The sequence below is a fragment of the Mycobacterium sp. 050134 genome (assembly GCF_036409085.1).
GTDB lineage: Bacteria > Actinomycetota > Actinomycetes > Mycobacteriales > Mycobacteriaceae > Mycobacterium.
Map to the genome: position 1 here is coordinate 147661 of NZ_JAZGLV010000010.1, position 26636 is coordinate 174296.

The 26636-nt window shown below is 70.1% G+C and carries 28 protein-coding genes; 5 read left to right on the forward strand and 23 right to left on the reverse strand.

The features are described from left to right. Positions 1-26: 26 nt before the first annotated feature. The 12 genes from SKC42_RS14145 to SKC42_RS14200 form a co-directional block, all read right to left on the reverse strand. Positions 27-779, reverse strand: coding sequence for a YebC/PmpR family DNA-binding transcriptional regulator (locus SKC42_RS14145; protein ID WP_330964928.1), 753 nt, complete (start codon positions 777-779; stop codon positions 27-29). A 127-nt stretch (positions 780-906) separates the two neighbouring features. Further along, the gene (pdxT, locus tag SKC42_RS14150) at positions 907-1503 is read right to left on the reverse strand and encodes a pyridoxal 5'-phosphate synthase glutaminase subunit PdxT (RefSeq protein WP_330964929.1); all 597 of its coding nucleotides are present in this window, start codon (positions 1501-1503) and stop codon (positions 907-909) included. Further along, positions 1500-2345, reverse strand: a complete 846-nt coding sequence (gene tesB, locus SKC42_RS14155; protein WP_330964930.1) for an acyl-CoA thioesterase II — start codon at positions 2343-2345, stop codon at positions 1500-1502. Before tesB ends, pdxT begins: the two co-directional genes overlap by 4 nt. Before the next feature lie 14 nt (positions 2346-2359). Continuing rightward, positions 2360-3265 (reverse strand): pyridoxal 5'-phosphate synthase lyase subunit PdxS, encoded by a 906-nt coding sequence (pdxS, locus tag SKC42_RS14160; RefSeq protein WP_330964931.1) that lies wholly within the window; start codon positions 3263-3265, stop codon positions 2360-2362. 231 nt (positions 3266-3496) lie between these two features. After that, entirely contained in the window at positions 3497-4522 is a 1026-nt protein-coding gene (locus SKC42_RS14165) for an NUDIX hydrolase (protein ID WP_330964932.1), read from the reverse strand. Next, positions 4522-5646 (reverse strand): glycosyltransferase family 4 protein, encoded by a 1125-nt coding sequence (locus SKC42_RS14170; RefSeq protein ID WP_330964933.1) that lies wholly within the window; start codon positions 5644-5646, stop codon positions 4522-4524. Before SKC42_RS14170 ends, SKC42_RS14165 begins: the two co-directional genes overlap by 1 nt. Next, positions 5646-6596 carry a phosphatidylinositol mannoside acyltransferase gene (locus SKC42_RS14175; RefSeq protein ID WP_330964934.1) on the reverse strand — a complete coding sequence of 317 codons (951 nt, stop codon included), beginning with the start codon at positions 6594-6596 and terminating at the stop codon, positions 5646-5648. The genes SKC42_RS14170 and SKC42_RS14175 overlap by 1 nt, the downstream gene beginning before the upstream one ends. Continuing rightward, on the reverse strand, positions 6593-7225 hold the full coding sequence (gene pgsA / locus SKC42_RS14180) for a phosphatidylinositol phosphate synthase (RefSeq protein ID WP_330964935.1): 633 nt from the start codon (positions 7223-7225) through the stop codon (positions 6593-6595). The genes SKC42_RS14175 and pgsA overlap by 4 nt, the downstream gene beginning before the upstream one ends. After that, positions 7222-7797 (reverse strand): HIT family protein, encoded by a 576-nt coding sequence (locus SKC42_RS14185; protein WP_330964936.1) that lies wholly within the window; start codon positions 7795-7797, stop codon positions 7222-7224. Before SKC42_RS14185 ends, pgsA begins: the two co-directional genes overlap by 4 nt. Beyond that, a complete protein-coding gene (gene thrS / locus SKC42_RS14190) occupies positions 7790-9898 on the reverse strand; it encodes a threonine--tRNA ligase (RefSeq protein WP_330964937.1) in 2109 nt (702 codons plus the stop codon). Before thrS ends, SKC42_RS14185 begins: the two co-directional genes overlap by 8 nt. 67 nt (positions 9899-9965) lie before the next feature. Further along, on the reverse strand, positions 9966-10577 hold the full coding sequence (locus tag SKC42_RS14195) for a PaaI family thioesterase (protein WP_442932139.1): 612 nt from the start codon (positions 10575-10577) through the stop codon (positions 9966-9968). Between the two features lie 42 nt (positions 10578-10619). Then, entirely contained in the window at positions 10620-11495 is an 876-nt protein-coding gene (locus SKC42_RS14200) for an aldo/keto reductase (protein WP_330964939.1), read from the reverse strand. Positions 11496-11518: 23 nt separating this feature from the next. Between SKC42_RS14200 and SKC42_RS14205 the strand changes: the two genes are divergently transcribed. After that, positions 11519-12019: a DUF1990 family protein gene (locus tag SKC42_RS14205; protein ID WP_330964940.1), complete on the forward strand. Its 501-nt coding sequence runs from the start codon at positions 11519-11521 to the stop codon at positions 12017-12019. 96 nt (positions 12020-12115) lie between these two features. Here SKC42_RS14205 and SKC42_RS14210 read toward each other — a convergent pair whose 3' ends face one another. Genes SKC42_RS14210 through SKC42_RS14225 form a run of 4 tightly spaced genes read right to left on the reverse strand, consistent with a single transcriptional unit; the run spans position 12116 to position 13745 of the window. Continuing rightward, positions 12116-12247, reverse strand: a complete 132-nt coding sequence (locus SKC42_RS14210) for a hypothetical protein (protein WP_330964941.1) — start codon at positions 12245-12247, stop codon at positions 12116-12118. Between the two features lie 34 nt (positions 12248-12281). Then, positions 12282-12629 (reverse strand): cupin domain-containing protein, encoded by a 348-nt coding sequence (locus tag SKC42_RS14215; protein ID WP_330964942.1) that lies wholly within the window; start codon positions 12627-12629, stop codon positions 12282-12284. A gap of 16 nt (positions 12630-12645) precedes the next feature. Next, complete coding sequence (locus SKC42_RS14220) at positions 12646-13071, reverse strand: hypothetical protein (RefSeq protein WP_330964943.1); 426 nt, start codon at positions 13069-13071, stop codon at positions 12646-12648. Continuing rightward, positions 13068-13745 carry a helix-turn-helix transcriptional regulator gene (locus SKC42_RS14225; RefSeq protein ID WP_330964944.1) on the reverse strand — a complete coding sequence of 226 codons (678 nt, stop codon included), beginning with the start codon at positions 13743-13745 and terminating at the stop codon, positions 13068-13070. The genes SKC42_RS14220 and SKC42_RS14225 overlap by 4 nt, the downstream gene beginning before the upstream one ends. A 153-nt stretch (positions 13746-13898) precedes the next feature. Between SKC42_RS14225 and SKC42_RS14230 the strand changes: the two genes are divergently transcribed. Then, positions 13899-14780: a universal stress protein gene (locus SKC42_RS14230; protein ID WP_330964945.1), complete on the forward strand. Its 882-nt coding sequence runs from the start codon at positions 13899-13901 to the stop codon at positions 14778-14780. A gap of 2 nt (positions 14781-14782) precedes the next feature. Here SKC42_RS14230 and SKC42_RS14235 read toward each other — a convergent pair whose 3' ends face one another. The 3 genes from SKC42_RS14235 to SKC42_RS14245 all read right to left on the reverse strand — a co-directional run bounded on the left by SKC42_RS14235 (position 14783) and on the right by SKC42_RS14245 (position 17566). Continuing rightward, the gene (locus SKC42_RS14235; RefSeq protein WP_330964946.1) at positions 14783-15469 is read right to left on the reverse strand and encodes a GAF and ANTAR domain-containing protein; all 687 of its coding nucleotides are present in this window, start codon (positions 15467-15469) and stop codon (positions 14783-14785) included. Between the two features lie 124 nt (positions 15470-15593). Further along, positions 15594-16385 carry a universal stress protein gene (locus tag SKC42_RS14240; protein WP_330964947.1) on the reverse strand — a complete coding sequence of 264 codons (792 nt, stop codon included), beginning with the start codon at positions 16383-16385 and terminating at the stop codon, positions 15594-15596. Further along, positions 16382-17566 (reverse strand): site-2 protease family protein, encoded by a 1185-nt coding sequence (locus SKC42_RS14245; RefSeq protein WP_330964948.1) that lies wholly within the window; start codon positions 17564-17566, stop codon positions 16382-16384. Before SKC42_RS14245 ends, SKC42_RS14240 begins: the two co-directional genes overlap by 4 nt. A 303-nt stretch (positions 17567-17869) precedes the next feature. Between SKC42_RS14245 and SKC42_RS14250 the strand changes: the two genes are divergently transcribed. Beyond that, positions 17870-18298 (forward strand): Hsp20/alpha crystallin family protein, encoded by a 429-nt coding sequence (locus tag SKC42_RS14250; RefSeq protein WP_330964949.1) that lies wholly within the window; start codon positions 17870-17872, stop codon positions 18296-18298. 65 nt (positions 18299-18363) lie between these two features. Here SKC42_RS14250 and SKC42_RS14255 read toward each other — a convergent pair whose 3' ends face one another. Then, positions 18364-18978, reverse strand: coding sequence for an SRPBCC family protein (locus tag SKC42_RS14255; protein WP_330964950.1), 615 nt, complete (start codon positions 18976-18978; stop codon positions 18364-18366). 208 nt (positions 18979-19186) lie between these two features. Between SKC42_RS14255 and SKC42_RS14260 the strand changes: the two genes are divergently transcribed. Together SKC42_RS14260 and SKC42_RS14265 are read left to right on the forward strand one after the other, a co-directional pair. After that, the gene (locus SKC42_RS14260; RefSeq protein ID WP_330965006.1) at positions 19187-19402 is read left to right on the forward strand and encodes a hypothetical protein; all 216 of its coding nucleotides are present in this window, start codon (positions 19187-19189) and stop codon (positions 19400-19402) included. 99 nt (positions 19403-19501) lie between these two features. Then, the gene (locus tag SKC42_RS14265) at positions 19502-20917 is read left to right on the forward strand and encodes a WS/DGAT/MGAT family O-acyltransferase (protein ID WP_330964951.1); all 1416 of its coding nucleotides are present in this window, start codon (positions 19502-19504) and stop codon (positions 20915-20917) included. 6 nt (positions 20918-20923) lie between these two features. Here SKC42_RS14265 and SKC42_RS14270 read toward each other — a convergent pair whose 3' ends face one another. From SKC42_RS14270 to SKC42_RS14280, 3 genes are all read right to left on the reverse strand, one after another. Continuing rightward, positions 20924-22312 carry a wax ester/triacylglycerol synthase family O-acyltransferase gene (locus SKC42_RS14270; RefSeq protein WP_330964952.1) on the reverse strand — a complete coding sequence of 463 codons (1389 nt, stop codon included), beginning with the start codon at positions 22310-22312 and terminating at the stop codon, positions 20924-20926. 14 nt (positions 22313-22326) lie between these two features. After that, positions 22327-23541, reverse strand: a complete 1215-nt coding sequence (locus SKC42_RS14275; protein ID WP_330964953.1) for an alpha/beta hydrolase family protein — start codon at positions 23539-23541, stop codon at positions 22327-22329. Between the two features lie 321 nt (positions 23542-23862). Beyond that, positions 23863-26634 carry an AMP-binding protein gene (locus SKC42_RS14280; RefSeq protein ID WP_330964954.1) on the reverse strand — a complete coding sequence of 924 codons (2772 nt, stop codon included), beginning with the start codon at positions 26632-26634 and terminating at the stop codon, positions 23863-23865. Positions 26635-26636: the final 2 nt, after the last annotated feature.

The window sequence follows — 26636 nt, forward strand, 5'->3', positions numbered from 1 at the left end:
CGCTTTGACGGTGACGCCGACCCGCCTCAGGCGTCGATCTGGGCCAGGACCTCGTCCGGGATGTCGGCGTTGGTGTAGACGTTCTGGACGTCGTCGCTGTCCTCGAGCGCGTCGACCAGTTTGATCACCTTCTGCGCGCCCTCGGCCTCGAGCGTCACGCTCACCGAGGGCTGGAAGCCCGCCTCCGCCGAGTCGTAGTCGATGCCGGCGTCCTGCAGGGCGGTGCGCACGGCGACCAGGTCGGTCGGCTCGGAGATGATCTCGAAGCTGTCGCCAAGGTCGCTGACGTCCTCGGCGCCGGCGTCCAGGACCGCGGCCAGCACGTCGTCCTCGGTGAGGCCGTTCTTCTCGAGGGTCACCACGCCCTTGCGGGTGAACAGGTAGGCCACCGAGCCGGGATCGGCCATGGTGCCGCCGTTGCGGGTCATCGCCACCCGCACCTCACTGGCGGCGCGGTTGCGGTTGTCGGTCAGGCACTCCACCAGCACCGCCACGCCGTTGGGCCCGTAGCCCTCGTACATGATCGTCTGGTATTCGGCACCGCCGGCCTCCTCGCCGGCACCCCGCTTGCGGGCCCGCTCGATGTTGTCGTTGGGCACCGAGGTCTTCTTCGCCTTCTGGATGGCGTCGTAGAGCGTGGGGTTGCCCGCCGGGTCACCGCCGCCGGTGCGGGCCGCGACCTCGATGTTCTTGATCAGCCGGGCGAACTCCTTGCCGCGGCGCGCGTCCTTGACGGCCTTCTGGTGCTTGGTGGTGGCCCACTTGGAATGGCCGCTCATCGCTGTTTCTACCTCTTCTGTCTTCCGAAAGTTCGCCAGACGAGTCTACGTGGGCGCCGAGCGTGGGCCCCACGTACGTGATCCGCGCGGAATTCCGCCATAGGCCACACGTTCGACGCGCGACGCGTCAGGCCCGGCCCCGGACGATGTCGACGAACAACTGGTGGACGCGCCGGTCGCCGGTCACCTCCGGGTGAAACGAGGTCGCCAGCACCGGGCCCTGCCGGACGGCGACGGCGTGGCCCGCGGCGCTCGCTAGCACCCGCACGTGGTCACCGGTCCGCTCGACCCACGGCGCGCGGATGAACACCGCGCGCACCGGGCCCTCGAAACCCGCGAATTCGACGTCACCCTCGAAAGAATCGACCTGGCGCCCAAAAGCGTTGCGGCGCACGGTCATATCGATCGCGCGCAGCGGCAGCGCCTGTCTGCCCCGCGCGCCCGCGTCGAGGATCTCGCTGGCCAGCAGGATCATCCCCGCGCACGCGCCGTAGGCGGGCAGCCCCTCGGCCAGCCGTCCGCGCAGCGGCTCGAGCAGGTCGAAGTCGAGCAGCAGGTGGCTGATGGTGGTCGACTCCCCGCCGGGCAGGACCAGCCCGTCGACCGACTCGAGTTCGGCGCGGCGGCGCACCGGAATCGCCTCCGCGCCGGCCTCCCGAAGCGCCGCGAGATGTTCGCGGGTGTCGCCTTGCAGGGCCAACACGCCGACGCGCGGCGCGCTCATTGCCCGTCCGGCTGGAATGCGCGCGGGAAACGGGTCAGCCCCTCCTGCATGACCGCCGCCACCATCTCGCCGGACTGAGTGAAAATCTTGCCCTGGCACAGCGAGCGACCGCCGCCGGCCGACGGCGAGCTCTGGTCGTAGAGCAGCCACTCGTCGGCCCGGAAGGCCCGCATGAACCACATCGCGTGGTCCAGCGACGCCACCTGCAGGTGCTCGCGCACGTCGAGGTGCGTCACCTGCGCCGATCCCAGCAGCGTGAGGTCGCTCATGTAGGCCAGCGCGCAGATGTGCAGCACGGGGTCGTCCGGCAGCGGGTCGCGGTGGCGGAACCACACCTGCTGCTGGGATGCCTTGCCGGGCAGCAGCTGCAGCCGCTCGCGCGGCACGATGCAGACGTCCCACTCCTCGAACTGCTTGAACCCGGCGTCGTCGAACACCTTTATGGAGGCCAGGCCGGGCAGACCCTCGGGCGGCGGCGCGGCCGGCATGACGTCCTGGTGTTGGATGCCCTCCTGGTGCGCCTGGAACGACGCCGCCATGCTGAAGATGGTTTCGCCGTGTTGGATGGCGTTGACGCGCCGGGTGGCGAACGAACCGCCGTCGCGGATGCGTTCGACGATGAAGACCGTGGGCTCGGTGGCATTCCCGGGCCGCAGGAAATAGCCGTGCAGCGAGTGCACCCGGTAGCTCGGGTCGACGGTGCGGACCGCCGACACGAGCGACTGGCCGGCCACGTGACCGCCGAAGGTGCGCTGGAAGTATCCGGACTCGGGGCTGAACACGCGGCCGCGGTAGATGTTGACCTCGAGTTGCTCGAGATCGAGGATCTCTTCGATCGCCACCGACAGGCCTCGGCTTACCAGCCGCGTTCGGCCAGGCGGTGCGGTCGCGCGAGCTCCTCGACGTTGATGCCGACCATCGGCTCGCCCAAGCCGCGGGACACCTTGGCCAGCACGTCCGGGTCGTCGTAGAACGTGGTCGCCTTGACGATGGCGGCGGCGCGGTGCTCGGGCGCGCCGGACTTGAAGATGCCGGAGCCGACGAACACGCCCTCGGCGCCGAGCTGCATCATCATCGCCGCATCGGCCGGCGTCGCGATGCCGCCCGCGGTGAACAGGGTGACCGGCAGCTTGCCCGCCCGCGCGACCTCGGCGACGAGGTCGTACGGGGCCTGCAATTCCTTTGCCGCGACGAATAATTCGTCTTCCGATAACGACGTCAGGCGCCGGATCTCGCCGCTGATCGCCCGCATGTGGGTGGTCGCGTTCGAGACGTCGCCGGTCCCGGCCTCACCCTTGGACCGGATCATGGCCGCGCCCTCGTTGATGCGCCGCAGCGCCTCGCCCAGGTTGGTCGCGCCGCACACGAACGGCACCGTGAACTTCCACTTGTCGATGTGGTTGGTGTAGTCCGCGGGGGTCAGAACCTCGGATTCGTCGACGTAATCCACGCCGAGGCTTTGCAGGATCTGCGCCTCGACGAAGTGGCCGATGCGGGCCTTGGCCATCACCGGGATCGTGACCGCGGAGATGATGCCCTCGATCATGTCGGGATCGCTCATCCGCGACACGCCACCCTGCGCCCGGATGTCGGCGGGCACGCGCTCCAGTGCCATCACCGCGACGGCGCCGGCGCCCTCGGCGATCCGGGCCTGTTCCGGTGTGACGACGTCCATGATGACGCCACCCTTGAGCATTTCGGCCATGCCACGTTTGACGCGTGCCGTTCCCCGGCCACTGCCGTTTGATGCGGCGGTATCCACTGCCACCTCTTCTGTGATGTCTCGTCGCTCCCGTGTTGCCCGTTCAGTGTAGTGGTCGGCAACCAGCCGATTCTCCACCGAGGACCGCGCGAGACTCAGCGGGTGGCGGCGCCCAGCAACACGCCTCGGCGCCGGCGCTGACGCCGACGAATTGTGTGAGCTGGCCCACGGCGACGCGGTGCCCTGGTCAGACATTGACCGGGTTGCGACCCGCTGTTGATCGAGATCGGCTCAGCGGATGGATTGCAGCGGGCCCGGCGCCCGGCCGACGGCCACGGCGGCCGCCTCGGTGAGCAACTCGGAGAGCTGCATCGGGTACACGGTCTCACCGGCCGCCGCCAGCCGCGCTATCTCGGCGGCATCGCACCAGCGATGGCCGTGGATGTAGCGCCGTTCCAGCTCGGTGCGACCGAGGCAGGACGGCTCGAACCGGCGGGTGCGATGGACGAAGAAGAACTCCTCGCTGTCGATCAGCGCGCCGTTGAACTCGAACACCTCGTCGCGCCGCCAGACCGGACCGACCATGTCGACGGCCTGGACGTGCAGCCCGGTCTCCTCGACCAGCTCGCGCGCGGCGGCCTCCGCCAACCGCTCGCCGGGGCGCACTTCGCCGCCCACCGTGAACCACCAGCGCGGCGCGTCGTGATGGGCGATCGCCGGATCCGACCCGCACAGCAACAACACGGCGCCCGTCTCGTCGAGCAGCACCACCCGGGCCGACGTGCGATGGTTCGGCACGCCGTGACCGCCGTGCGACAGCGCGTGGGACCGCTCGGCGATCTCGAAATAGCTTGGCAGCGCTGCGGTTCCACCCAGCCGAAGGGTGCGCACCAGGAATCGCTCGCGCAGCGCGAGCGTGTCGCGGACGGCGTCGTTGTGGAAACGGCGGGCCAGCACCACCCGGGCCTCAGCGTCGGCCAGCTCCGCGATCAGCCCCGCCGGCAGCGACCCGGGGTCGACGAGCGCCAGGGCCGCCGAGAGCTCGTTCTCGTGCGACTCCCGCGCCTGCCGGGGCGCGTTCTCCGCGGCGTCCGCCAGGGCGGCCAGCCGCCTGCCCTCCGGGGCGCCGCCGTAGGCGTCGATCGCGACGGCGCGGGCCACCACCGCGCGCCGGGCCAGCGCACCGTCCAGCGCCTGCCACGACAGGTCGTAGCGGACGTGCAGGCGGTCCAGCCGGTTCGCGGTCCGGTAGGCCCAGCCGCCCAGCAGCAACGCGGCCGCGACCAGCAGCGCGATCGCGACGGCCAGCCACGTCATCAGCTGGCGACCTGGACCTTGGTGCCGGACCCCGCGACCGTCTCGTAGACCCGCATGATCTGGCTGGCCACCACCGACCAGTCGTACCGCTGGACGGCCTGCTCACCGGCCGCCACGTAGCATTGCCGCAGCGCGTCGTTCTCCAGGACGGCGATCAGCGCGTCGGCCAGCGCGGCGCCGTCCCCGACGGGCACGAGGCGCCCGACCTCGCCGTCGTCGAGCACCCGCCGGAAGGCGTCCAGATCGCTCGCCACCACCGCGGTGCCGGCGGCCATGGCCTCGACCAGGACGATGCCGAAACTCTCGCCCCCGGTGTTGGGCGCGCAGTAGACGTCGGCGCTGCGCATCGCCGACGCCTTGCCGGCGTCGTCGATCTGCCCGAGGAAACGCAGGTGGTCCACCGCCGCGCCCGCGCGTTCGCGCAATTCGTCCTCGTCGCCGCGGCCGACGATGAGCAGCTCGACGTCACCGAACCGCTCGACGACGGCCGGCAGCGCGTCCAGCAGCACCGACATGCCCTTGCGCGGCTCGTCAAAACGCCCCAGGAACAGGACCGTCTTGCCGGGGCGGGGGTAGCCGTCCAGCCGCGGCGCCGACTTGAACGACTCCACGTCCACGCCGTTGGGAATCTCGACCGCGTCGGTCCCCAGCGCCTCCATCTGCCAGCGCCGGGCCAGGTCCGACACCGCGATCCGGCCGACGATTTTCTCGTGCATCGGGCGCAGGATGCCCTGGAACACGGTCAGCGTCAACGACTTGGTGGTCGACGTGTGAAACGTCGCGACGATCGGCCCCTCGGCGATGTTCAGTGCGAGCATCGACAGGCTCGGGGCGTTGGGCTCGTGCAGGTGCAGCACGTCGAAAGCGCCTTCGGCGAGCCACTTCTTGACCTTGCGATGGGTGGCCGGGCCGAACCGCAGCCGCGCGACCGACCCGTTGTAGGGGATCGGGACGGCGCGGCCCGCGGACACGACGTAGTCGGGCAGCCGGGCGTGCGGCGACGACGGCGCCAGCACGCTGACCTCGTGGCCGCGCCGGTGCATCACCTCGGCCAGTTGCAGGACATGGGATTGCACCCCGCCGGGCACGTCGAACGAGTACGGACAGACCATCCCGATCCGCATCAGGGCTCCGTCTGCCGGGCCAACTTCGCCCGCCGTTCGGCGGACAGGTCGGCCAGCCACTGCGGCTGGAGCATGTGCCAGTCCTCCGGGCGGGCCGCGATGTTGGTGGCGAACGTGTCGGCCAGCGCCTGGGTGACGACGCCGACGTCGCCGCTGCCGCAGTCGAGTTCGGGGAAGATCCGCACGCCCCAGCCCCCGTCCTCGAACCAGCAGTGCGCCGGCAGCAGCGCCGCCCCGGTCTCGATCGCGAGCTTGGCCGGCCCGGCCGGCATCCGGGTGGGCTCGTCGAAGAAGTCCACCTGTACGCCGGTGCGGGTGAGGTCGCGCTCGGCCATCAGGCAGACCACGCGGTTGTCGCGCAGCCGCTCGCACAGCACGTCGAACGGCGGCCGCTCACCGCCGGACAGGGGCAGCACCTCGAAGCCCAGGCTCTCGCGGTAGGAGATGAACCGCCGGTACAGCGACTCGGGTTGCAGGCGTTCGGCGACGGTGGTGAAGGTACCGCGGGTGTGCGCCAGCCACACCCCGGCCATGTCCCAGTTGCCGCTGTGCGGCAGGGCGCACAGCGCCCCGCGCCCCTGCGCCAGCGCCCGGTCGATGTTTTCGCTGCCCTCGACCGACGCGTCGAGTTCACGCGCCAGTTCGCGGAGGTCCATCGTCGGCAGGCGGAACGCCTCGCGCCAGTAACGGCCGTAGGAGGCCAGCGAGGCCCGCATCAGCGCGTCGGGAACCTCTGCCGGCGGGACGCCGACGACGCGGGCCAGGTTCTTGCGCAGCTGCTCGGGCCCGCCGCGGCGGGCCGCGTAACGCGCGCCGGTGTCGAACGCGGTGCGCGCGGCGAACTCCGGCAGGGCCCGCACCGCCATCCAGCCGGCCGCGTAAGCCCAGTCGCTCGCGGTCTGGGAAACCAGGCGACGCGGGGCGGTGACCACGCTCAATCGGGGAATCACGGCATGCGCTCCGTCGCGCCCGGAGAGGCCCACACTGTGCGCACCCGCTGCACGCAGGTGACCACGCTGGCCGCCGCCAGCAGCCACATCGCGACGGGCAGCGCGGGCGGCCAGGCGACGAACGGGAAGTCCGACACCCCCGCGCCGACCAGCACGATGATGAGGCGCTCCGGCCGCTCGATGATGCCGCCGTCACCGCGCAGCCCGCTGGCTTCGGCCCGGGCCTTGATGTAGGAGATCACCTGCGACGTGACCAGGCAGATCAGGGCAGCCACCGCCAGCAGTTTGTCGTGCAGACCGAATGCGATCCACCACACCAGCCCGGAGAACACCGCCCCGTCGCTGACCCGGTCGCAGGTCGCGTCCAGGACCGCGCCGAAGCGGGTGCCGCCGCCGCGCTCGCGGGCCATCGCCCCGTCGAGCATGTCGAAGAGCACGAAGAACCAGACGACGCAGCTGCCCGCGAAGAGCTTGCCCAGCGGGAACAGCGTGATCGCGCCCGCCACCGAACCGGTGGTGCCGAGGATGGTCACCAGGTCCGGAGTCAGGCCCAGCCGCAGGCAGGCCCTGGCGGTGGGCGTGGTGACCCGCGCGAATGCCGCCCGGGACAGGAACGGCACCTTGCTCATGACTGCTTCGCCCACTCGGTGGCCAGCAGCCGGCGCGTCTCCCGCAGCAGCTGCGGGATCACCTTGGACCCGCCGATGATGGTGATGAAGTTCGCGTCTCCGCCCCAGCGCGGCACCACGTGCACGTGCAGGTGCTCGGCCAGGGAGCCGCCCGCCGAGTGCCCCAGGTTCAGGCCGACGTTGAAGCCGTGCGGCGAGGACACCGCTTTGATGACGCGAATCGCCTTCTGCGTGAACGCCATCAGCTCGGCGCTCTCGTCCGTGCTGAGGTCCTCGAGCTCGGCCACCCGCCGATAGGGCACCACCATGAGGTGTCCGGGGTTGTACGGGTAGAGGTTGAGGACGGCATAGACCAGGTCTCCCCGGGCCACCACCAGGCCCTCCTCGTCCGACATCTGCGGGATCTCGGTGAACGGCTGGGAGAGCTCGGCGTTCTCCCGCTTCATCGGGGACTCCGCCAGGTACGTCATCCGGTAGGGCGTCCACAACCGCTGCAGGTGGTCACGCTCCCCGACTCCCCTGTCGAGGATGGTGTCGTCGGCGGCCCCGTCGGCGCGTTCCCGATCACTCACCGCCGGCCACTTTCAGCAAAGCGGCCGTCGGAGCGGCGTTTTGGCGATCGGCGATCCAGCCCACGATCGCGTCCACCGCGCCGTCGCGGGGCACGCCGTTGATCTGGGTGCGATCGCCGAAGCGGAAGCTGATCGCCCCGGCCTCGACGTCCCGGTCACCGGCCAGCAGCATGAAGGGCACCCGCTGGTTGGTGTGGTGGACGATCTTCTTGGCCATCCGATCGTCGCTGGCGTCCACCTCGACGCGCACTCCCCGCGACTTCAGTTGCGCGGCAACGCTTTCCAGGTATGACACGTGCTCGTCGGCGACCGGGACGCCGACCACCTGGACCGGCGCCAGCCACGCCGGGAACGCCCCGGCGTAGTGCTCGGTGAGGATGCCGAAGAACCGCTCGATCGACCCGAACAGCGCGCGGTGGACCATCACCGGCCGCTGCCGGGTGCCGTCGGCAGCGGTATATTCCAGTCCAAAGCGCTCGGGAAAGTTGAAGTCCACCTGGATGGTCGACATCTGCCAGCTGCGGCCCAGCGCGTCGCGGGCCTGCACCGAGATCTTCGGGCCGTAGAACGCCGCGCCGCCGGGGTCGGGAACCAGCTCCAGGCCGGACTCCCTGGCGACGTCGGCCAGCGCCGCGGTGGCCTCGTCCCAGATCTCGTCGGAGCCGACGAACTTGTCCGGATCCTTGGTGGAGAGCTCCAGATAGAAGTCCTCCAGGCCGTAGTCGCCGAGCAGCTCGAGCACGAACCGCAGCAGCGACGCGAGCTCGGCGTGCAGCTGTTCGCGGGTGCAGAAGATGTGCGAGTCGTCCATGGTGAACCCGCGCGCCCGGGTCAGGCCGTGCACCACCCCGGACTTCTCGTAGCGGTAGACGGTGCCGAACTCGAAGAGCCGCAACGGAAGTTCGCGATACGAGCGCCCGCGCGAGCGGAAGATCAGCGTGTGCATCGGGCAGTTCATCGGCTTGAGGTAGTAGTCCTGCCCGGGCTTGCGCACGGTTCCGTCGTCGTTGTAGTCGGCGTCGAGGTGCATCGGCGGGAACATGCCGTCGGCGTACCAGTCCAGGTGGCCCGACGTGTGGAACAGCTGCGCCTTGGTGATGTGCGGGGTGTTGACGAACTCGTATCCGGCCTCGATGTGCTTGCGCCGCGAGTACTCCTCCAGCTCCCGGCGCACGATGCCGCCCTTGGGGTGGAAAACGGCCAGCCCGGAACCGATTTCGTCGGGGAAACTGAACAGGTCGAGCTCGGCGCCCAGCTTGCGGTGATCGCGGCGCTGCGCCTCCTCGATCAGCTCGAGGTGGCGATCGAGCGCCTCCTGGGATTCCCACGCGGTGCCGTAGATGCGTTGCAGGCTGGCGTTCTTCTGGTCACCACGCCAGTAGGCGGCCGAGCTCCTGGTCAGCTTGAACGCCGGGATGTGCTTGGTGGTGGGAAGGTGCGGGCCGCGGCACAGGTCACCCCAAACCCGTTCGCGGGTGCGGGGATTGAGGTTGTCATAGGCGGTGAGCTCGTCACCACCGACCTCCATAACGTCGGGGTCGCCGGACTTGTCGTCGACGAGTTCGAGCTTGTAGGGCTCGCCCGCCAGCTCGGCGCGCGCCTGGTCTTTCGACTCGTAGACGCGCCGGGAGAACAGCTGGCCGTCCTTGATGATCTGGCGCATCCGCTTTTCCAGGGCGGCCAGATTCTCCGGCGTGAACGGCTCGGGCACGTCGAAGTCGTAGTAGAAGCCGTCGGTGATCGGCGGCCCGATGCCCAGCTTCGCCGCCGGGAACAGGTCCTGCACCGCCTGAGCCAGCACGTGCGCGGCCGAGTGCCGCAGCACGCTGCGGCCCTCGTCGGTGTTGGCCGCCACCGGGACGACGTCCGCGTCGACGTCGGGCACCCAGCTCAGGTCGCGTAACTTCCCCTCGGCGTCGCGCACCACCACGACGGCGTCCGGCGTGCCCCGCCGCGGCAGGCCCGCCTCGCCGACCGCGGCCCCCGCGGTGGTCCCGGCGGGCACCCGGATCGGGGTGTGCGGCGATCGCAGGCCCGGCTGAGCCGGGCGCTGCGGGTCGCCGCCATCGGGTCCCTGGGCGGGTTCGGCGGGGGCGGTCATGAGGTGGGGTTCTCCATTGTCTTCTCGGGGCTGACGAACGTTGCCATGCTATCGGGGTGGGCCCGCCTCACGGCTGCCCAGGCTTGAGGCGCACGAACAGGGCCTCGGCCTCGGTCAGCAACGTGTCGCCGTCGCTCAGCCGGCCCGACACGAAGATCTTGCGCCCGTCCACCCGGTCGACACCCGCATCGAACTGCAACTCCTGTTCGATCGGCACGATGTGGCGGTAATCGATCTTGAGGTAGGCCGTGCGCTGGTAGGGCCCGCCGGTGAGCACCGACGACGTCAGCCCCAGGACGGTGTCGAACAGCAGGCCGAGGCACCCGCCGTGCACTGCGCCGTTGCGGCCCAGGTGAAACCGGGCGAAGCGCGCCCACCCCTGGATCCGGCCGTCGTCGGTCTTGTGCGCGGACATCGGGACGGTCAGGATGTTGCCTCGCATGGGCAGGTCCATCCGGCGCCCCGACGGTGACGCCCACTCGTCGGCGTCGTACGGGCTCAGCAGCGCCGACACCTTCTCCAGCAGGTCGGCCGCCTCGGTGATCACCGGGTCGGGGGCGTCGGCGGCGCGGGCGTGGTCCTGCAGGCTGCGCACCGCGGCGACGAAGCGGCCGTAGTCGGGGCCGCCGCCGGTCGTCGGTTCGGGCGGATTGAATCCCCCGCCGGGATGTTGCTGCACCACGACACCCTATTGCGCCGCGGTCGCGCTTTCGCGCGGCGGCTAGACGGTGCGCTGCGCCCCTGCGGCCGACAAGGCCTCGAACTCGTCGTCGCTCAGGGTGATCTGGGCGGCCGCGACGTTCTCCTCGAGGTGCGCGACGCTGGACGTGCCCGGGATGGGCAGCATCACCGGCGACCGCTTCAACAACCACGCCAGGGCCAGCTGCGAGGGCGTGGCGTCGTGTTCGGTGGCCATGAGCTGCAGCGGGCCGTCCGGCGCGGCCAGCGGACCGGCGGCCAGCGGGAACCAGGGGATGAAACCGATCCCCTGCCGCGTCGCGGCGTCCACCAGGTCCTCGGCGCCGCGGGCGGCGAGGTTGTACATGTTCTGCACCGACACGATCTCGGTGACGCGCTGCGCCTCGGTGAGCTGGTCGACGTCGACCTCCGACAGGCCGATGTGGCGAATCTTGCCCTCGTTCTTCAGCGCGAGCAGTTCGCCCACCTGGTCGGCCAGCGGATAGTTCTGGTCGATGCGGTGCAGCTGGAACAGATCGATGGTGTCCACGCCCAGGCGGCGCAGGCTCATCTCGCATTCCTGGCGCAGGTAGCTCGGGTTGCCCAGCGGGACCCAGACGTCGGGTCCGGTGCGCAGCAGCCCCGCCTTCGTCGCGATCACCAGGCCGTCGTACGGGTGCAGCGCGTCGCGGATGATCTCCTCGGAGACGTACGGGCCATAGGAGTTGGCGGTGTCGATGAAGTTGACCCCCAGCTCGACGGCGCGGCGCAACACCCGGACGCATTCGTCGCGGTCCGCGGGCGGCCCCCACACGCCCTTCCCCGTGAGGCGCATGGCGCCGAATCCGAGGCGGTTGACGGTCAGGTCGCCGCCGATGGTGAAAGTTCCGGATGCTTGGGCAACAGTCTGTGTGGTCACTTTTACGACCGTACGCTGAACGCGTGGACCTACAAACGCTCGAGGAACTTCCGCTGACGTACTCGGAGGTCGGCGCGACGGCGGCCGACCCGCTGCCGGAGGGATACGGCCACCAGCACGTGGAGCGGCAGATCGGCTCGGGCAAACAGCGTTTCGAACGCGCCGCCGACGCCGTCATGCGGTGGGGCATGCAGCGGGGGGCGGGCCTGCGGGTGCAGGCCAGTTCCGAGGTCGCCGACGTGGACACGGTGGTGGTGGTGCGGATGGGCTTTCTGCCCGCGCCGTGCCGGGTGGTCTACGTCGTGGACGAGCCCGACATCCGCGGGTTCGCCTACGGCACGCTGCCCGGGCATCCGGAGTCCGGCGAGGAGCGCTTCGTGGTGCGCCGCGACCCCGCCACCGACGCGGTGTTCGCCGAGGTGTCGGCGTTCTCCCAACCCGCGACGTGGTGGAGCAAGGCCGCCAGGCCGCTGGTCGCGGTGGCTCAGCGGGTCATCGCCCGGCGTTACCTGCGCGGGGTGTGACGGCGGCTTGGCTCGAGCGTGGCGTCGCGGCCTGAGCCGTGGCGCGTCGCGACACGTAAACCACCGCGAAGACACGCCGCGGACCATCGCAAGGGTTTACGTCTCGCGATGCAAGGGCCGGTAGCACGCCGAGCCGATGTCGCGATCGCCCCGGCGCGCGAGCATTTCCGCGGCCCCCGTACACATCTGGGCGATCCGCTCGCCGACCGGCGTGTCGTCGGCGATCATGCCGACCCCTTGGTCGGCGGCGACAGCATCGCGGCTAGTGTGCCGCCGAGGGAATGCTTTTCAGCACGGTCAGGATGACCACCGAATCCTCGACCGCGTGCAGGGCGTGCCGCCGCGCCGGGATCACCACGTAGTCGCCGGTGCGGCCGTCCCAGGCGTCGTCGCCGGCCGTCAGGCGCACGTGACCCCGCAAAACCTGCAGCGTCGCCTCCCCCGGGCTGTCGTGCTCGGCGAGGTCGTGTCCGGCGAGCAACGCCAGCACGGTCTGCCGCAGTTCGTGCGCGTGACCACCGTGAATGGTGTGCGCGGCGCGCCCGCTGTGCGATTGTTTGGCCTCGGCCAGCTTTTCGGAGGCCAAGCCGGTCAACGAGATGGATTCCATCGCCTCACTCCTTCGTTCAGCCGGTCAACAGCAGTATTCCGGCCACCAGCAACGCCACCGCCTTCACCAGTTCCAGGGCGATGTAGACGTAGTGGGCCCGCGAGCGGGGCCCCTCCGACCCGGCGAGCACCTCGTCGGAGCGCCGGGTCAGGCGGGGCCGCACGGCGATCAACTGAATGCCCAGCGCCGCAACGGCAATCGCGAGCGCAACGTTTACGCGCGCCGGCGCGTGACCGGCGAGCGCGACCACCACGACGATAACCGCGAAGCAGGCCTCCACGGTGTTCAGCGCGCGAAAGACTAGGCGCCCAATGCCAAGCCCGATCTGCAGCGTCACATCGGGCGCGCGGAACTTCAGCGGGGCCTCGAGAAACGAGATGGCCAGCACCATGCCGAGCCAGACGAACGTGACGGCGGCGGCGATCGCCGGCCCGGTGCTCACCTGGCCGCTCGCAGCGTCAGGTGAGCCAGGCATAGGTCCGGTTCGGCGAACGGTTCCAGCCGCTCGACGGTGACGGGCGCCCCCCAGCTCTCCATGGCGCCCTGCATGAGCCCGAGGTGCACCGGGCACACCACGTTGGTGCGGTTCTCGGCCAGCTCGAGGAAGGGGCAATGCCGCAGCCCGATCTGATGTTGCCCGTTGATCTCCCGGCGCTCGGGCGCAAACCCGAGGCCGTCGAGCTCGGCGACGAGGTGATCGATGGCCTGGTCGACATCGGCGGAGCCCCCGGGCGGGGGTTCGAGTCCGGCATCCTGCCTGCGGCCCCAGGCCCGACCGGCGGCCAGCGCCTTCGCGCGGGGATTGCGTTCGGCGGCGAAGGCGGCGGTGAGAATCTCGGCCAGCAGCCGGTAGTGCCGCACCCCGCCGCGATCCATCTGCCGGACCGCGCTGAACATCAGCGGTGGGCGGCCCGGCCCCTTCCGGACGAGCTCCACCTGCTCCACTTGGCCCTCGGCCAACAGGGTCTCGAGGTGGAAGCGGACGGTATTGGGATGCACGTCCAGCACCTCGGAGATCGCGAGGATGCTCATCGGCTGGGCCGATGCGCGCAATATGCGCAGCACCTCCCGCCGTCGGCCCGCGGGTTCCCCGGTCGACGCTGATTTCAAGGCCACCTCACTCTCCTTCGGCCCGGCCGGAAAGCTGGACCTCCGACTTTACACAGGAAAAGCTTGGAAAAAGGCGGTCATGCGCTGAGGACTCATGCCTGTCCCACCGATGACAAACGGCTCTGACGGGACGTCCGGGTGCGCCGATACGGTCGTGCCATGTCAAACGCAACCCTCGGAATCGTGGTCGGCATCGACGACTCCCCCGCCGCCCGGATAGCAGTGCAGTGGGCGGCGCTCGAAGCCGAAATGCGCAGAATCCCTTTGACTCTCGTGCATGCGGTGTCGCCCGAGGTCTCAACCTGGCTGAGGACGCCAATGCCCGCCGGCGTGCTGCGCTGGCAGCAGGATCACGGGCGCCGGCTGGTCGATGCCGCGCTGGGGCTGGTAGCCGAGGCGACACAACACGGCGGCCCGGCCGCGGTGCACACCGAAATCTTTGCCGCGTCGGCCGTATCGACGCTGATCGACCTGTCCAAGGACGCGGAATTGGTGGTCACGGGCGCCCAGGGCGGCGGGCGGTGGCCCGGCCGGCTGCTCGGCTCCGTCAGCTCGGCGCTGCTGCGGCACGGACACTGCCCGGTCGCGATCATTCACGATCAGGACGCCACGCCGGGGATCAGCCACGCACCGGTCCTCGTGGGCGTCGACGGGTCGCCGGCGTCGGAGTCGGCGACGGCCATCGCCTTCGACGAGGCCTCGCGCCGCCGGGTCGGCCTCCTCGCCGTGCACGCCTGGAGCGATCTCGAGTCGGAGTGCCCCGAAGTCGATTGGCCGGCAACACAATCCATGGCCGAGGAGGTGTTGGCCGAGCGGCTGGCCGGATGGCAGGAGCAGTACCCCGACGTTGAGGTCAGCCGCACCGTGGTACAGGCGCAGCCCGCGCGGCGGCTCGTCGAGCAGTCCGGGCAGGCCCAGCTGGTGGTGGTCGGCAGCCGCGGCCGCGGCGGATTCGCCGGGATGCTGGTGGGTTCCGTCGGCGAGACGGTGGCGCAGATGGCCACGGTGCCGGTGATCGTGGCGCGCGAGTCGCCGGCCTGAGACTAGGTGACGTCCCCGTCGCCGTGGCCGGTCGCGGTGCGGTCGGGTGTGAATCGCAACCCCCCCTCCACGACCGCGCGCGCGACGTCGGTCAGCCGCTTGCTGCGGTCGAACGCGTGCGCCCGCAGCCGCACCAACGCGTCGAACGCGGTGGTGCCCAGATCTGAGGCGATCATTCCGGCCGCCTGGTGCACCTGGGCGTGCCACAACACCGGACCGGACTCGTCGGAGTGCTCGGTATCCGGTGAAGTGACGACACCGCTGCGGGCGTCGAGCAGCAGCAACAACGCCGTGTCCGCGTAGATCAGCGCATCCCGCAGGTCGGTCTCGCCCAAATGCCCGGGAATGTCGTTGAACAGGTCGAGCACGCCCACCTGGATGGCGCCGAGCGCCAGCGGAAAGCTGTACATACCGCACACCCCCAGCCGGGCCGCTTCGGCGGCGAACGCCGGCCAGCGATGAAGGCTCATCGGGGCCGCCAGGTCCCCGACGAGGATCGGCCGGCCCGATGCGAGCGCGTCGGTCCCGGGCCCTTCACCCAGCGTCGCTTGCAGCCGCTCCACCTCGCTGGAGCGCGCGTCGCTGACGTACGCCGGTTCGATCAAGTCGTCGCCCTGGGTCACCATCAGGGCGGATCCGCTGACGCCGAGCGCCTCGACGCAGCCCAGACACGCATGACGCGGTGACAAGAAAGACCCGTCACGCTCGGCGAGCGACCCGAGTGATGCCCATATTCGCGCCGTCCGACTTTGCACCCGACGATCATTGCCGCGCCCCCGCGGGCGCGTGAAGTGCCAAACGTCACCTGTTCGACTAGCGGACGACGAGCACCGAGCACTCGGAATGATGGAACAGCGGATGCCCCGAGGGCCCGACGAGCCGGATGAGGTCACCGGCCTCGGCGGCGCCGATCACGGCGAGCTGGACTCGCTCGTCGTTCGCGCTCAGGAACTCGGCGACCCCGGCTCGGGTGGTGATCGGGTAGACCCGCACCTCCGGGTGGCGCTGCCGCCACTCCACGACGCGGCGCTCGAACCGGCCGTCGGCGTGCTCGCCGAGCTCTTCCGGCCGGCCCCCGAGCACCAGCATGGGCGCTCGGCGCAGCTTCGCCTCCCACGAGGCGTACTTGACGACGGTGTCGTTGCCGGGCTCATCGGTCATCCGAACCACGATCCAGTTGACGTCGGGTGCCGGCTGGTCCTGGCCGGTGCGCCGAACCAAGACCGGGCAATGCGCCCGCTCCGCGAGTTCGGTTGCCGTGGAACCCAGGATCGAGCGGGCATAGCGTCCGATCCCGACGGATCCGACACAGACCATCTCGGCGTCGCGGGACGCCTCGACCAGCACCGGCGCGGCGGGGCCTCGCGGGAGGTCGGTTTCGATGGTGACCGGTCTGCGGCACGCCTCGACCGCGAATCGCGCTCCGCGCAGCCATGTTTCGGCGTTCTCCAGGTCGCGCGCGTAGTCCTCGCTAGACGGATGGGTCGGTTTGATCACCGAGACCAGCCGCAGCGGCACCCCGCGGCTGATGGCTTCGTCGACGGCCCAGACGGCGGCCGAAATGGCTGCCTGCGAGCCGTCGATGCCGACCATGACGGGTTTCATCGTTCGGCCTCGAACGCACCGGTGTGCGCGGCCTCGCCCACCGCATGCGCAGGCGCGGGCCGGGCGAGCCGGTAGACGTCGATCATCCGGGCGAGATCCGTCGGCGTCACGATGCCCGCCAGCCGGTCGGCCTCGAAGACCAGGGCCCGGCTGCGCGGACCGGCCGGTGACATCCGCCCGAGCAGGGCGGTCAGTGGCTCGTCCGGCGCCGCGGTGGGCACGGTGTCGAGCGGCAGGGCGATGTCGACCACCCGCGTGGTGGCGCGTTGGGCCGGCGCGACGCCGCGCAGCTGATTGAGCGTGACCAGTCCCAGAACCGACCCGTCCGGCCCGGCGACGGGGTAGGCGGAGTGCCGGTCACCGAGCACGTAGCGGTGAATGAAGTCCTCGACGGTGATCCACGCGGGCGCGGTGTGCGGGTGCGAGGTCATCGCGTCGGCGACGCGAACTCCGCTGAAGAGCTGCTGGGTGGTGACCCGGGTCTCCTCCTCGCGACTGGCGGCGAAGATGAACCAGCCGATGAACGCCAGCCAGACGCCGCCAACGAGCCCGCCGGCGACGAATTCGGCCAATCCGAGCCCGATCAGGACGAAGGCGACCACCCGGCCGGCGTGCGCGGCGCCGATGCTGGCGCGAACGGGGTCGCCGTTTCGGCGCCAGAGGAAGGCCCGCAGCACGCGTCCGCCGTCCAGCGGGGCGCCGGGCAGCAGGTTGAACAGGCCCAGCAGCAGGTTGATGACCCCCAGCCACGATGCGACGCCGATGACGATCGGGGCGGCCCGCACGGCGTCCAGCGCCGCGACCAGCCCGCCGAACGTTGCGGCGAGCACGAGACTGGTGGCCGGGCCGGCGATCGCGATGCGGAAGGCTGCTCGCGGCGTCTTCGCCTCTCCGCCAAGGGTGGTCACACCGCCGAAGAGCCACAGCGTCACGTCGCCAACGGCCACGCCCGAGCGCCGCGCGACGACGGCGTGCGCCAACTCGTGGGCCAGCAGCGACGCCAGCAGCACCAGCGCGCCGCACACCCCGGCCAGCCAGTACGCCCCGGACGAATAGCCCTTCACGACGCCGGGCAACGTGCTGGCCAGGCTCCAGGTGAACAACCACAGGATGACCAGGACGCTCCAGTGGACACTCACCGGGAACCCGGCGACCCGCCCGAGCGGGATCGCATCACGCACCTCAATACCTCCAACGTTTAAGGCGGACAGGGCCTTTGGGAAGCCGATTCGGCCAGTCCACCATTGCCGAAAGTAGGGCTGCGGCGCGGCGGAAACTAGGGCCGTTGGACCTTGCGCCGGTGGCCAATCGGCCCGCATCCAAGCGACTGCACGACGCGCCTTCTCGGGGCCGACCGCGCGCAACGGTCGACCAGAATTCAGCGGCCCGAAACCCAACAGGGACTTCGGTCCCTACCGCGCTCATCCGCCCGGTGGTCGGATTGATGGCGTCACCGTGGCGGAAACATAAGTGAGGAGAAAACGATGACAACCCTTCCCGCAACACCGAAGTCGCACGCGCTGCTACCCGAGTTCTCGGAGTTCTTCGCCGGATTCCCGTCGTTCGCCGGACTGCGCCCCCTGTTCGACACCCGCCTCATGCGGTTGGAGGACGAGATGGTGGACGGCCACTACGAGGTCCGCGCCGAGATTCCCGGGATCGACCCGGCCAAGGACGTCGACATCACCGTCCGCAACAACCAGCTCACCATCAAGGCCGAACGCAGCGAGAAGAAGGAATTCGACGGCCGATCGGAGTTCTCGTACGGCTCGTTCGTGCGCACGCTGTCCCTGCCGGCCGGGGCCGACGAGGACGACATCAAGGCGACCTACGACAAGGGGATCTTGACTGTCTCCGTAGGTGTTTCGGAGCCATCGGCACCGGAGAAGCACGTCGAGGTGGACACCAAATAGTCAGAACCTTAAACGCGGCCCGGGCGACTCGTCGCCCGGGCTGTTGCCTGCTCAGCCCCGTATGCTCAGCCGGTCCCGGCGACCGGATGCGGCTGAACCGGAGCGGGCCGGCGCTCCGCCCGGCGCTTGACGCCCAGCAACAACCACCGCGTGCCCAGCGCGATGCCGGGCCTGACGAGTTCCATGGCGAACACCTCCCCGGGATGACGCAGGGCGATCCTCGCGCGGGTGAGCAGCCGGACCCGGTCCTCCCAGTGTGGCTGAATGTGGAAGGACCACACCGCATTCCACCGCTGGCCCGGCCAGCCGGCGGTGAGCACCAGGGACTTCTCGGGCACGATCTCGGCGACCCGCAGCGGGACACCTTCTCCGAGCCCCGGCAGGCCGCCGACAGCCAACCTGACCTCGTCGCCGACCGCCAGGCGCTGCCATTCCGGGTGGATCCGGTCGGCGTCGCGATGCCCGAGCTGCACGAGCCAGGGCCACACCGCGGACACCTGCGCGTCGACGTAGACCGCCTCGGTCGTCTGAATCGCCGGGTCGGCCACCAAGGCGTCACCGGGCAGCGCCATTGTGCTCTCCGCCTTGGTGGTGCCCCAGTTGCGGTAGTACCGCCGGGCGCCGTAGAGGACCGCAAGCAGCGCGGCGGTTTCGGCGACCCGTCTCGTCTTGTTGGCCATGCCGCCAGTCTCGGCCGGCGCAACGCCGTCCGCGAGGGCCGATGGTCGTCAATGATCCCGGTTTCGGCTCTTCCGCCTTGATGACTTTGGACCCTATCCGCAACCCGCGCGTGACGTGATAATCACCACATCTGGCGTACTTTGGCTGGGGCGATTGCGGCTGAACTCAAGGAGTATGACGGCTATGGGTGCTAACCCACCGTTGTTATTGACCGATTCTGACGTGGATTCTCTGGCTTCGGATTTCCTGCGGTCGGCATACGTCGATCCCAGCTACGCCGACTGGTCGCCGGACCGGCGCCTCGACACGTTCTTGCGGCGCATCGGCTTGGCCCGGGTCGCCGACGACGGCGACCTGTCCGAAATCGTGCTAAATCGCGTCATGGGCCACTCCGGCCGGGCGTCGCAGCCGACACGGCATTGACCTCCGGGTAGCCCGGCCCTCCGCTTCGGGACCAACGGCACTACCGGCTCCCGCGCCGCGCGGCGCATAGTGATGCCGATCGATGATCGGAGAGCGGCAATGGAACAGCTAACCACCTTGGAGGCCAGCTTCCTGGAGGCCGAGGACGCCGACCGCCACGTGAGCCTGGCGATCGGCACCCTGGCCGTCGTCGACGGCCCGATGCCCGAGCGGGCGCGGCTGTTGGCGACCTTGACCGAACGGATCCACGGCGAGCCCCGATACACCCAGCGGGTGCGCAAGCACACCCTGGAACTGGCGGCGCCGCAGTGGGATGACGACGCCGACTTCGACATGGCGCATCACGTGCGCTGGGCCGCCGTGCCCCCGCCCGGCGACGACGCCGCGTTGTTCCGGATCGTCGCGGATCTGATGGAACGCCGGCTGGACCGGGACCACCCGTTGTGGGAATGCTGGATCATCGAGGGCCTGCCCGAAGGGCGCTGGGCGGCGCTGATCAAGATTCATCACTGCATTGCCGACGGCATCGCGGCCGTGCGGATGCTGGCGAGTCTGACCGACGCCGGCCCGGGCGACACCTTCGCCGGCGACATCCGGGCGGCGCACGAGCCGCCGTCGTCGATCGTCCTGCAGGCGGGCTTCAGCCGAAACCCGCTGACCTGGGCCGGTGGACTGTGGCGCGCATCGGTCGCCACCACCGCGACGGCGGTGTACACCGCGAGGGGCGCAGCGGAATTCGTCACCGGCTTGCTCACCCCAACGGCCGGGACCTCGCTGCGCGGCCCGGTCACGGGCATGCGCCGCTACAGCGCGGCGCGGGTGTCCCTGAAAGAGGTGGACTCGATCTGCCGGGCGTTCGACGTGACCCTCAACGACGTGGCGCTTGCCGCGATCGCCGACAGCTACCGCACCATGCTGCTGCGCCGCGGAGAGAAGCCGCGACGCAACTCGCTGCGCACCATGATCCCGGTGTCGGTGCGCGCGCCGAATGCCATGGACCGCACCGACAATCGCGTGTCCGCGATGCTGTCGTCGTTGCCGGTCGCCGAGCACGACCCCGTCAAGCGGCTCAGGCTGGTCCATGCGCGGCTGGACAAGGCGAAGAACAGCGGGGAGCGGCAGGCCGCGAACGCGTTCGTCGCGGCGACGAACTATCTTCCGTTTCCTGTCAGCGCGTGGGCGGTCCGGGCGTTGACGCGGCTGCCGCAACGCAGCGTGGTCACCCTGGCGACCAACGTCCCCGGTCCCCGTCAGCGGCTGCAGGTGCTGGGCCGTCCGGTCGAGGAGCTGCTGCCGGTGCCGCCGATCGCCATGCAAATGCGCACCGTCATCAGCATGCTCAGTTACGTCGACGAACTGGTCTTCGGCATCACCGCCGACTACGACTCCACGCCCGACGTCGACGAGTTCGCGAGCGGCATCGAGCTCGGGGTGGCGCGTCTGCTCAGCCGCGCGCTGGCCCGCAAGCCGTCCGGCGCCAAGCCGGCCCGTCGACCCGCCCGCGTGGCGAACTGACCGGGGTCATACGCCGACGGCGGATTCGAGTTCGGTGAGGCACTGCTCGGTGAGCGGTATCAGGCGGTCGACGTCGGGCACGGTGTCGGCCCCGGCCGTGTAGCCGAACCCGATCCGATCGGCGTAGGAGCACGTCGTCACGTTGAGCGCCAGGCCGTCGAAGACGGTCGAAACCGGGTACATCTCCTCGACATGGGCTCCGTTCCAATACCTTTCGGTGGAGGGCCCGGCGACGTGGGAGATGGGCACGTTGAATCCGGTGCGAATCTGCTGCGAGAACGGCAGCAGGGGCAGGACCACCGTCGCGGCGATGCTTCCGGCGGCGGTCAACAACGAGGCAGATGACCCGCGCTTGCCCAGCCAGCGTTTGCCCTCCGACATCGACCTGTGGATCAGCTCCAACCGCGCGGCGGGGTCCTCGAGGTCGGTGCCCAGCGGGCACAGCCACAGACCGAACTGATTGCCGGGTTGGTGATCCGGGTGGTCACGGTCGCGCACCGTGATCGGGCAGGCGGCGACCAGGGAGCGGTCGGGCAGTTCCCCGCGGTCGCGCAGCCAGCGGCGCAACACACCACCCACGGTCGCGGTCACCGCGTCGTTGGCGGTCACGCCGGCGACCTCCTGCACGGCTTGGAATCGCGACTTCGCCCAGCTGCCCGCGGCGACCACCCGCTCTGGCCCGAGCCGGCCGTTCAACCGCGTGTACGGCGCGCCGAACGGCAGCACCGTGGTGTGTCCGACCAGCGAGTCGAGCACGGTCGAGATCTCACCGGTGAGCAACCGCCCGACCAGCCCGACGCTCGACGTGGCGGCCCCGATCAGCGACCGCAGCGGCGCCAGCCGGGACGGGGGGTCGGCCGATGGCGCGGCGGATTCCGCGGATTCGGTGCGGCGGTCGGCGTAGAACGGCGGCATGGAGCGGCGTTTTGGGTCGCGGCTCAGCGCGTCGGTGATCATCTGGAAGCCGGCCACACCGTCGACGACCGTGTGGTGCACCTTGATGTAGAAGGCAAACCGCCCGCCGTCGAGGCCGTCGATCAGATACGACATCCACATTGGACCCGACCGGTCCAGGGGCTGGGCGTCCAGTTCGCCGATCAATCGCCAGAATCCGTCCGGGGAAACGGTGCGGCGCTGACAATGTCGGCTCATGTCCAGGGTGTGCAGCTCCCGCCAAACCCAGAGGCCGCCGGTGTCCACCCCGCGGTGGGGATACCGGCGCAGCCGGGCGTCGACCGCGTCGCCGCCGGCGAGCGCCTCGCGATACAGCTTGTCGGCGTAGCGCTTACCGGCACCGCGCGGCGGTGCCAGGATGAGGACGGCCCCCACATGCATCGGGTTGGAAACCAGCTCCGCGGTCATCATCGCGGCGTCCAGCGGGTCCAGGGGCTTCACGGCGTCGCCGCCGCCTAGGCGGGACGTTCGCGCCGCGTCGAGGCTCCCTCGAGGAGCCCCGACTGCGCCAGCGCGGCCTCCACGAAGCGCTGCACCGGCCGCGCCCGGAAGAAGCCGGTGTGACCGCCCGGGTACCAGACGATTTCGGGCTTGCCCCAGTGCTCCCAGAGCCGGACCACCTGCTCACGCGGATGCACCACCTGGTCGGCGACGCCGGCGTAGATGAACCGGCCCCGCATGGGCACGAGCGGGGCAAGCGACAACGGCGACGTCATCCGCCCGATCGGTTCGGCGAACTCCATGGTCTGGCGTCGGGGATCGTCGGGGCGCAGCCCGGAGTGCCGGCCCAGCAGCGCGACCAGGTCAGCCACCGGGACGCCGAGAATCGCACAGGTGAGCCCGGTTTCAAGGCTGGCCACCAGGGCGGCGATGTAGCCGCCCAGCGACAGGCCGTTCAACCCGATCTGCGACTCCGGCTCTTCCCTCCGTATCCAGGACAGCAGCCGCCGGATGTCCCACACCGCCTGAGCGGTGGCGTGCACGTCGTCGAGGATGTCCTCGCCCGGAAAGATGGCGCCCTTCGGGAGGCCGCGGGCACGGGGCCCGTGCATCGGGAGGACCGGCATGACGACGTTAAGCCCCAGATCCTCATGCAACCGACGGGCCCGGAACAGCGCGAGATCCAATGCGGCACGGCCCATTTCGGTCCCATGCACACACACGAGCCAGGGCCGGGGTTCCGCGTGCCGCAGCAGCAGGGCGTACTCGCGGTTGTTGGCGGTGTATCCCATCCACCGCTCGGCGCCCGGCTCCCCGGGGCGGGGCAGATATTCGCTCGAGAAGAACAGTCGATGATGGGAGCTTCTCCCGCCCTTGACCTTTGCCACGGTGACGTCCGTGAGCGGCGGTGGGGCGCCGAAGAACCGCTTGGGGTTGTCCAGCCATCCGCGCTCGCCGTAGAAGTCCAGCCCGGCCGTCACCTCACGGGTGATGCGCTCGAACTTGGCGGGCCGGCTGACCGGGCGGCGGGCCTTAAGGCCCATGAGAACGATCTCGTCGCGGAACGCTTGGGCCGCGAGGGCGACGGTGGGCCGGGCGATCGGCAGGCTGCCCGGCTCCGGGTGGTCGAGATACTCCCGCCACGACTGCGCCACGTACCGGCCGGTGTGCATGAAGGGTTTGACGACATCGCCCAGGCCGACGGGGCCCGGACCGCTGGGTACGGCCATCGTTGCAAACTAGCAGCACCCCTACTCGGGCGGTTAGGGACTTACGTCCGCTCTGCGGGCCGCGAAAGTCCTTGACCAGCAGACAAAGGACTTTCGCCACTCGTGTCGGCGCACCGGCGGTCGCAACGTCGGGTCGTCGGCAGTTCGCCGGCACACATTAGCCATCCCGAGTGAGGAGTCTCACAATGTCCAACCTCGGAGTCGACCACCCCGGAGTCGACAACCCGGGAGAAATCCGAGCCGCACTGGGCCGAGTTTTTCCGCAGCGTCGTGCGCAGCGCGGCCCAAGCGACGAGCAAACACGAGGACTAACGGGACGGATCACTCGACGTCCGGTTCGCCCGAGAGGTCCAGGACGGCATTGCGGACTGCGTGGTGCAGCTCGACCGCCGCGGCCCAGTCGGTGCCCGACGGGCGGATCGGACTGCCGACCACGATCTCGATGGCTCCGTGCCGCGGGAAGTGGTGTTCGGGCCGCAGGATGGTCCGGGTCCCGCGGATGGCCATGGGAACGACGGGCAGGCCGGTTTGCGCGGCCACCACGAACGCACCCATGTGAAAGGCGCGCAAACCGGGTGCTCGCGCCAGGCGGCCTTCGGGGAAGATGACGAGAGACTGGCCGTCGCGGGCCAGGGCAGCCAGCCGGTCGGTGTCGGCGACGCCGTGTTCGCGCTCGTGGCGCTCGACGAACTGGTGACCGAGCCGTCGCAGCACGAACCCGTTGATGCCTTGGTGCGCAAGGACTTCCGCGGCAACGAAGCGAAACGACGGCGGCATCACCGTGGCCAGTGCCAGCGGATCGATCCAGCTGGGGTGGTTCGCGACCGCGATACACGTTCCCACCGGCAGGTTGGCCATGCCGTGCACGGCGACCGGCGTCCCGGTGAGGCGGGCCAGCAGCCGTACCGCTCCCCCGGCGGCCCCACGGCGCCACGCGGGCCGCGGGAGCAGCAGCAACAGCAGTGCCACCGACAGGCCGAGCGTCGCGTACACCGCCCACGCGTAGGCGGCGAAGGCGACGGCGGCCGTCGCCCGCCAGGCGCGCCGCAGCGACGGCGCCGCGCCGCGCATCTGGAGCCGCGCCAATTCCCACCACACCGCCCGGGGACGCGCCCCCACTTTTGCTGCCGCATAGAGCTTTTCACTCGCGGCCCGACGGATTTTCCCGCTCGACGTCTTCAGCACCGTGCGTGGTGGCGCCAAGACGACGTCGTCGGGGGCCACACCCAACAGATCCACTGTCGTCGCGGCGATTTCGGCACGCAGCGCGGCGCGCGCGTCGTCGCGGAGCGCGCGCGTTTCGGCCATGACGACGAGCCGTTCCGGGCCGCCGGACGGGTCGGGCGAGGCGAACACGGCCACGCACCCCTTGCGCACGCCTTTGAGGTTGCCGACCGCCTCCTCGAGTTCCGCGGGATGCAGATTGCGGCCGGCGCGGATGATCACGTCCTTGATCCGGCCCGTCACGTACACGTCGGCGTCGACGGTGTAGCCCAGGTCGCCGGTGTCGAGCCAGTCGCCGCGATACAGCGCACGGCTGGCCGCCGCGTTGTGGAAATATCCCGCCGTGGACGACGGCCCGCGGAACTCGATGCGCCCCTCCCGGCGGTCCCCCACCTCGTTGCCGGTGGCATCGACGATGCGGATCTCGTGGCCCGGCAACGGTTGACCGCACGCCACGAAGCGCAGGTCCGGCTCCCCGGGCTGGACGGGCTCGGCACGACCGGACCGCACGAAGACGTCCCGGCGGATTCGGTCGATCACCGGGCCCCGGCCCAGCGGCGGGAACGCCAGGCCCACCGAGGACTCGGCTAGCCCGTATACCGGCGTCATCGCCTCCCGCCGGAAACCGTAGGGCGCGAAACGATCGCCGAACCGCTCGATCGTCGCCGGACTCACCGGCTCGGCGCCGTTGTAGGCGAGGCGCCACGAGCTCAGGTCGAGCCCCTGGATCTCCTCGTCGCGGATCTTCGACAGGCACAGCTCGTAGGCGAAGTTCGGGCCGGCCGACATGGTGGCCCGGTTATTGTGAATCTCCCACAGCCACCGCGACGGCCGGATCAGGAAAGCCTGCGGGCTCATCACCACCAGCGGGACGCCGAAATACATGCAGCCGAGCCATGCGCCGATCAGCCCCATGTCGTGGTAGAGCGGGAGCCAGCTGACGAAGGTGTCCGCGGCCGACGCCCCGGCGGCGTGACCCATCGCCCTGATGTTGGCGAGCAGATTGCGGTGGGTGAGCGACACGCCTTTGGGCTGGCCGGTGCTGCCCGACGTGTACTGCACCAGTGCAAGGTCGTCCGCGCGGGGCCGGGGCAGAGCCGTTCCGCCCGCGGCCGCGAGGGTGGCCGGAACCACCACGTGCCGCAGGCTTTCGACGTTCGCTCGCAACAGGTGACCCAGGGTGGCGGCCTCGGGCACGGTGACCAGCATGGTGGCGCCGGCGTTCGCGAGAATCCCGGTCGTGCGGCGCAGGTGGTCGGCCAACTGCGACGGACGGGCCGGCGGGTAGACCGGAACGGGGACGGCGCCGGCCAGCATCACTGCGGCGAAGGTGACGAAATACGAACGGCACGTGGGCAACATGATCGCCACCCGGTCGCCGGGCAGCACGTCATACGCGATCAGCGCTGCCGCTGCGGCGGTGGCCTCCCGGTGCAGGTCGGCATACGTCAGGTCCGCGGGAGCGGCCGGTTCGTCCAGGATCCGGAGGTGGGTGCGGTCCGGAGTGGCGCCGACGTGCCACGTGAGGGTGTCGTTCAGCGTCGCCACGGTGTCGGGCGCGCAGACGCCCGGCTCGGCGACCGGTGGCGGGAGCCCCCGGTGGCCGTCGCGTGCGGCGGGGTGGCCGCGGCTGACGGCCGCGACGAGGTCGCGGGGCGTCTCCGCGCTGGCCAGAATGTGGGGCGGCAGCGCGATCGCGAACTTGTCCTGCACGCGCAGCAGGAGTTCCGCCAACTCGAGGCTGCCGACCCCCAGGTCGTCGAAGGTGGTGTCCAGCGTCACCGCCGGCGACCCGCCGTGCGGGTGCACCTCGGTGACGAGGCCGCGCACCAGCGCCAAAACCGCGGGGGTGGCTTCCTGGCTGGGCATCG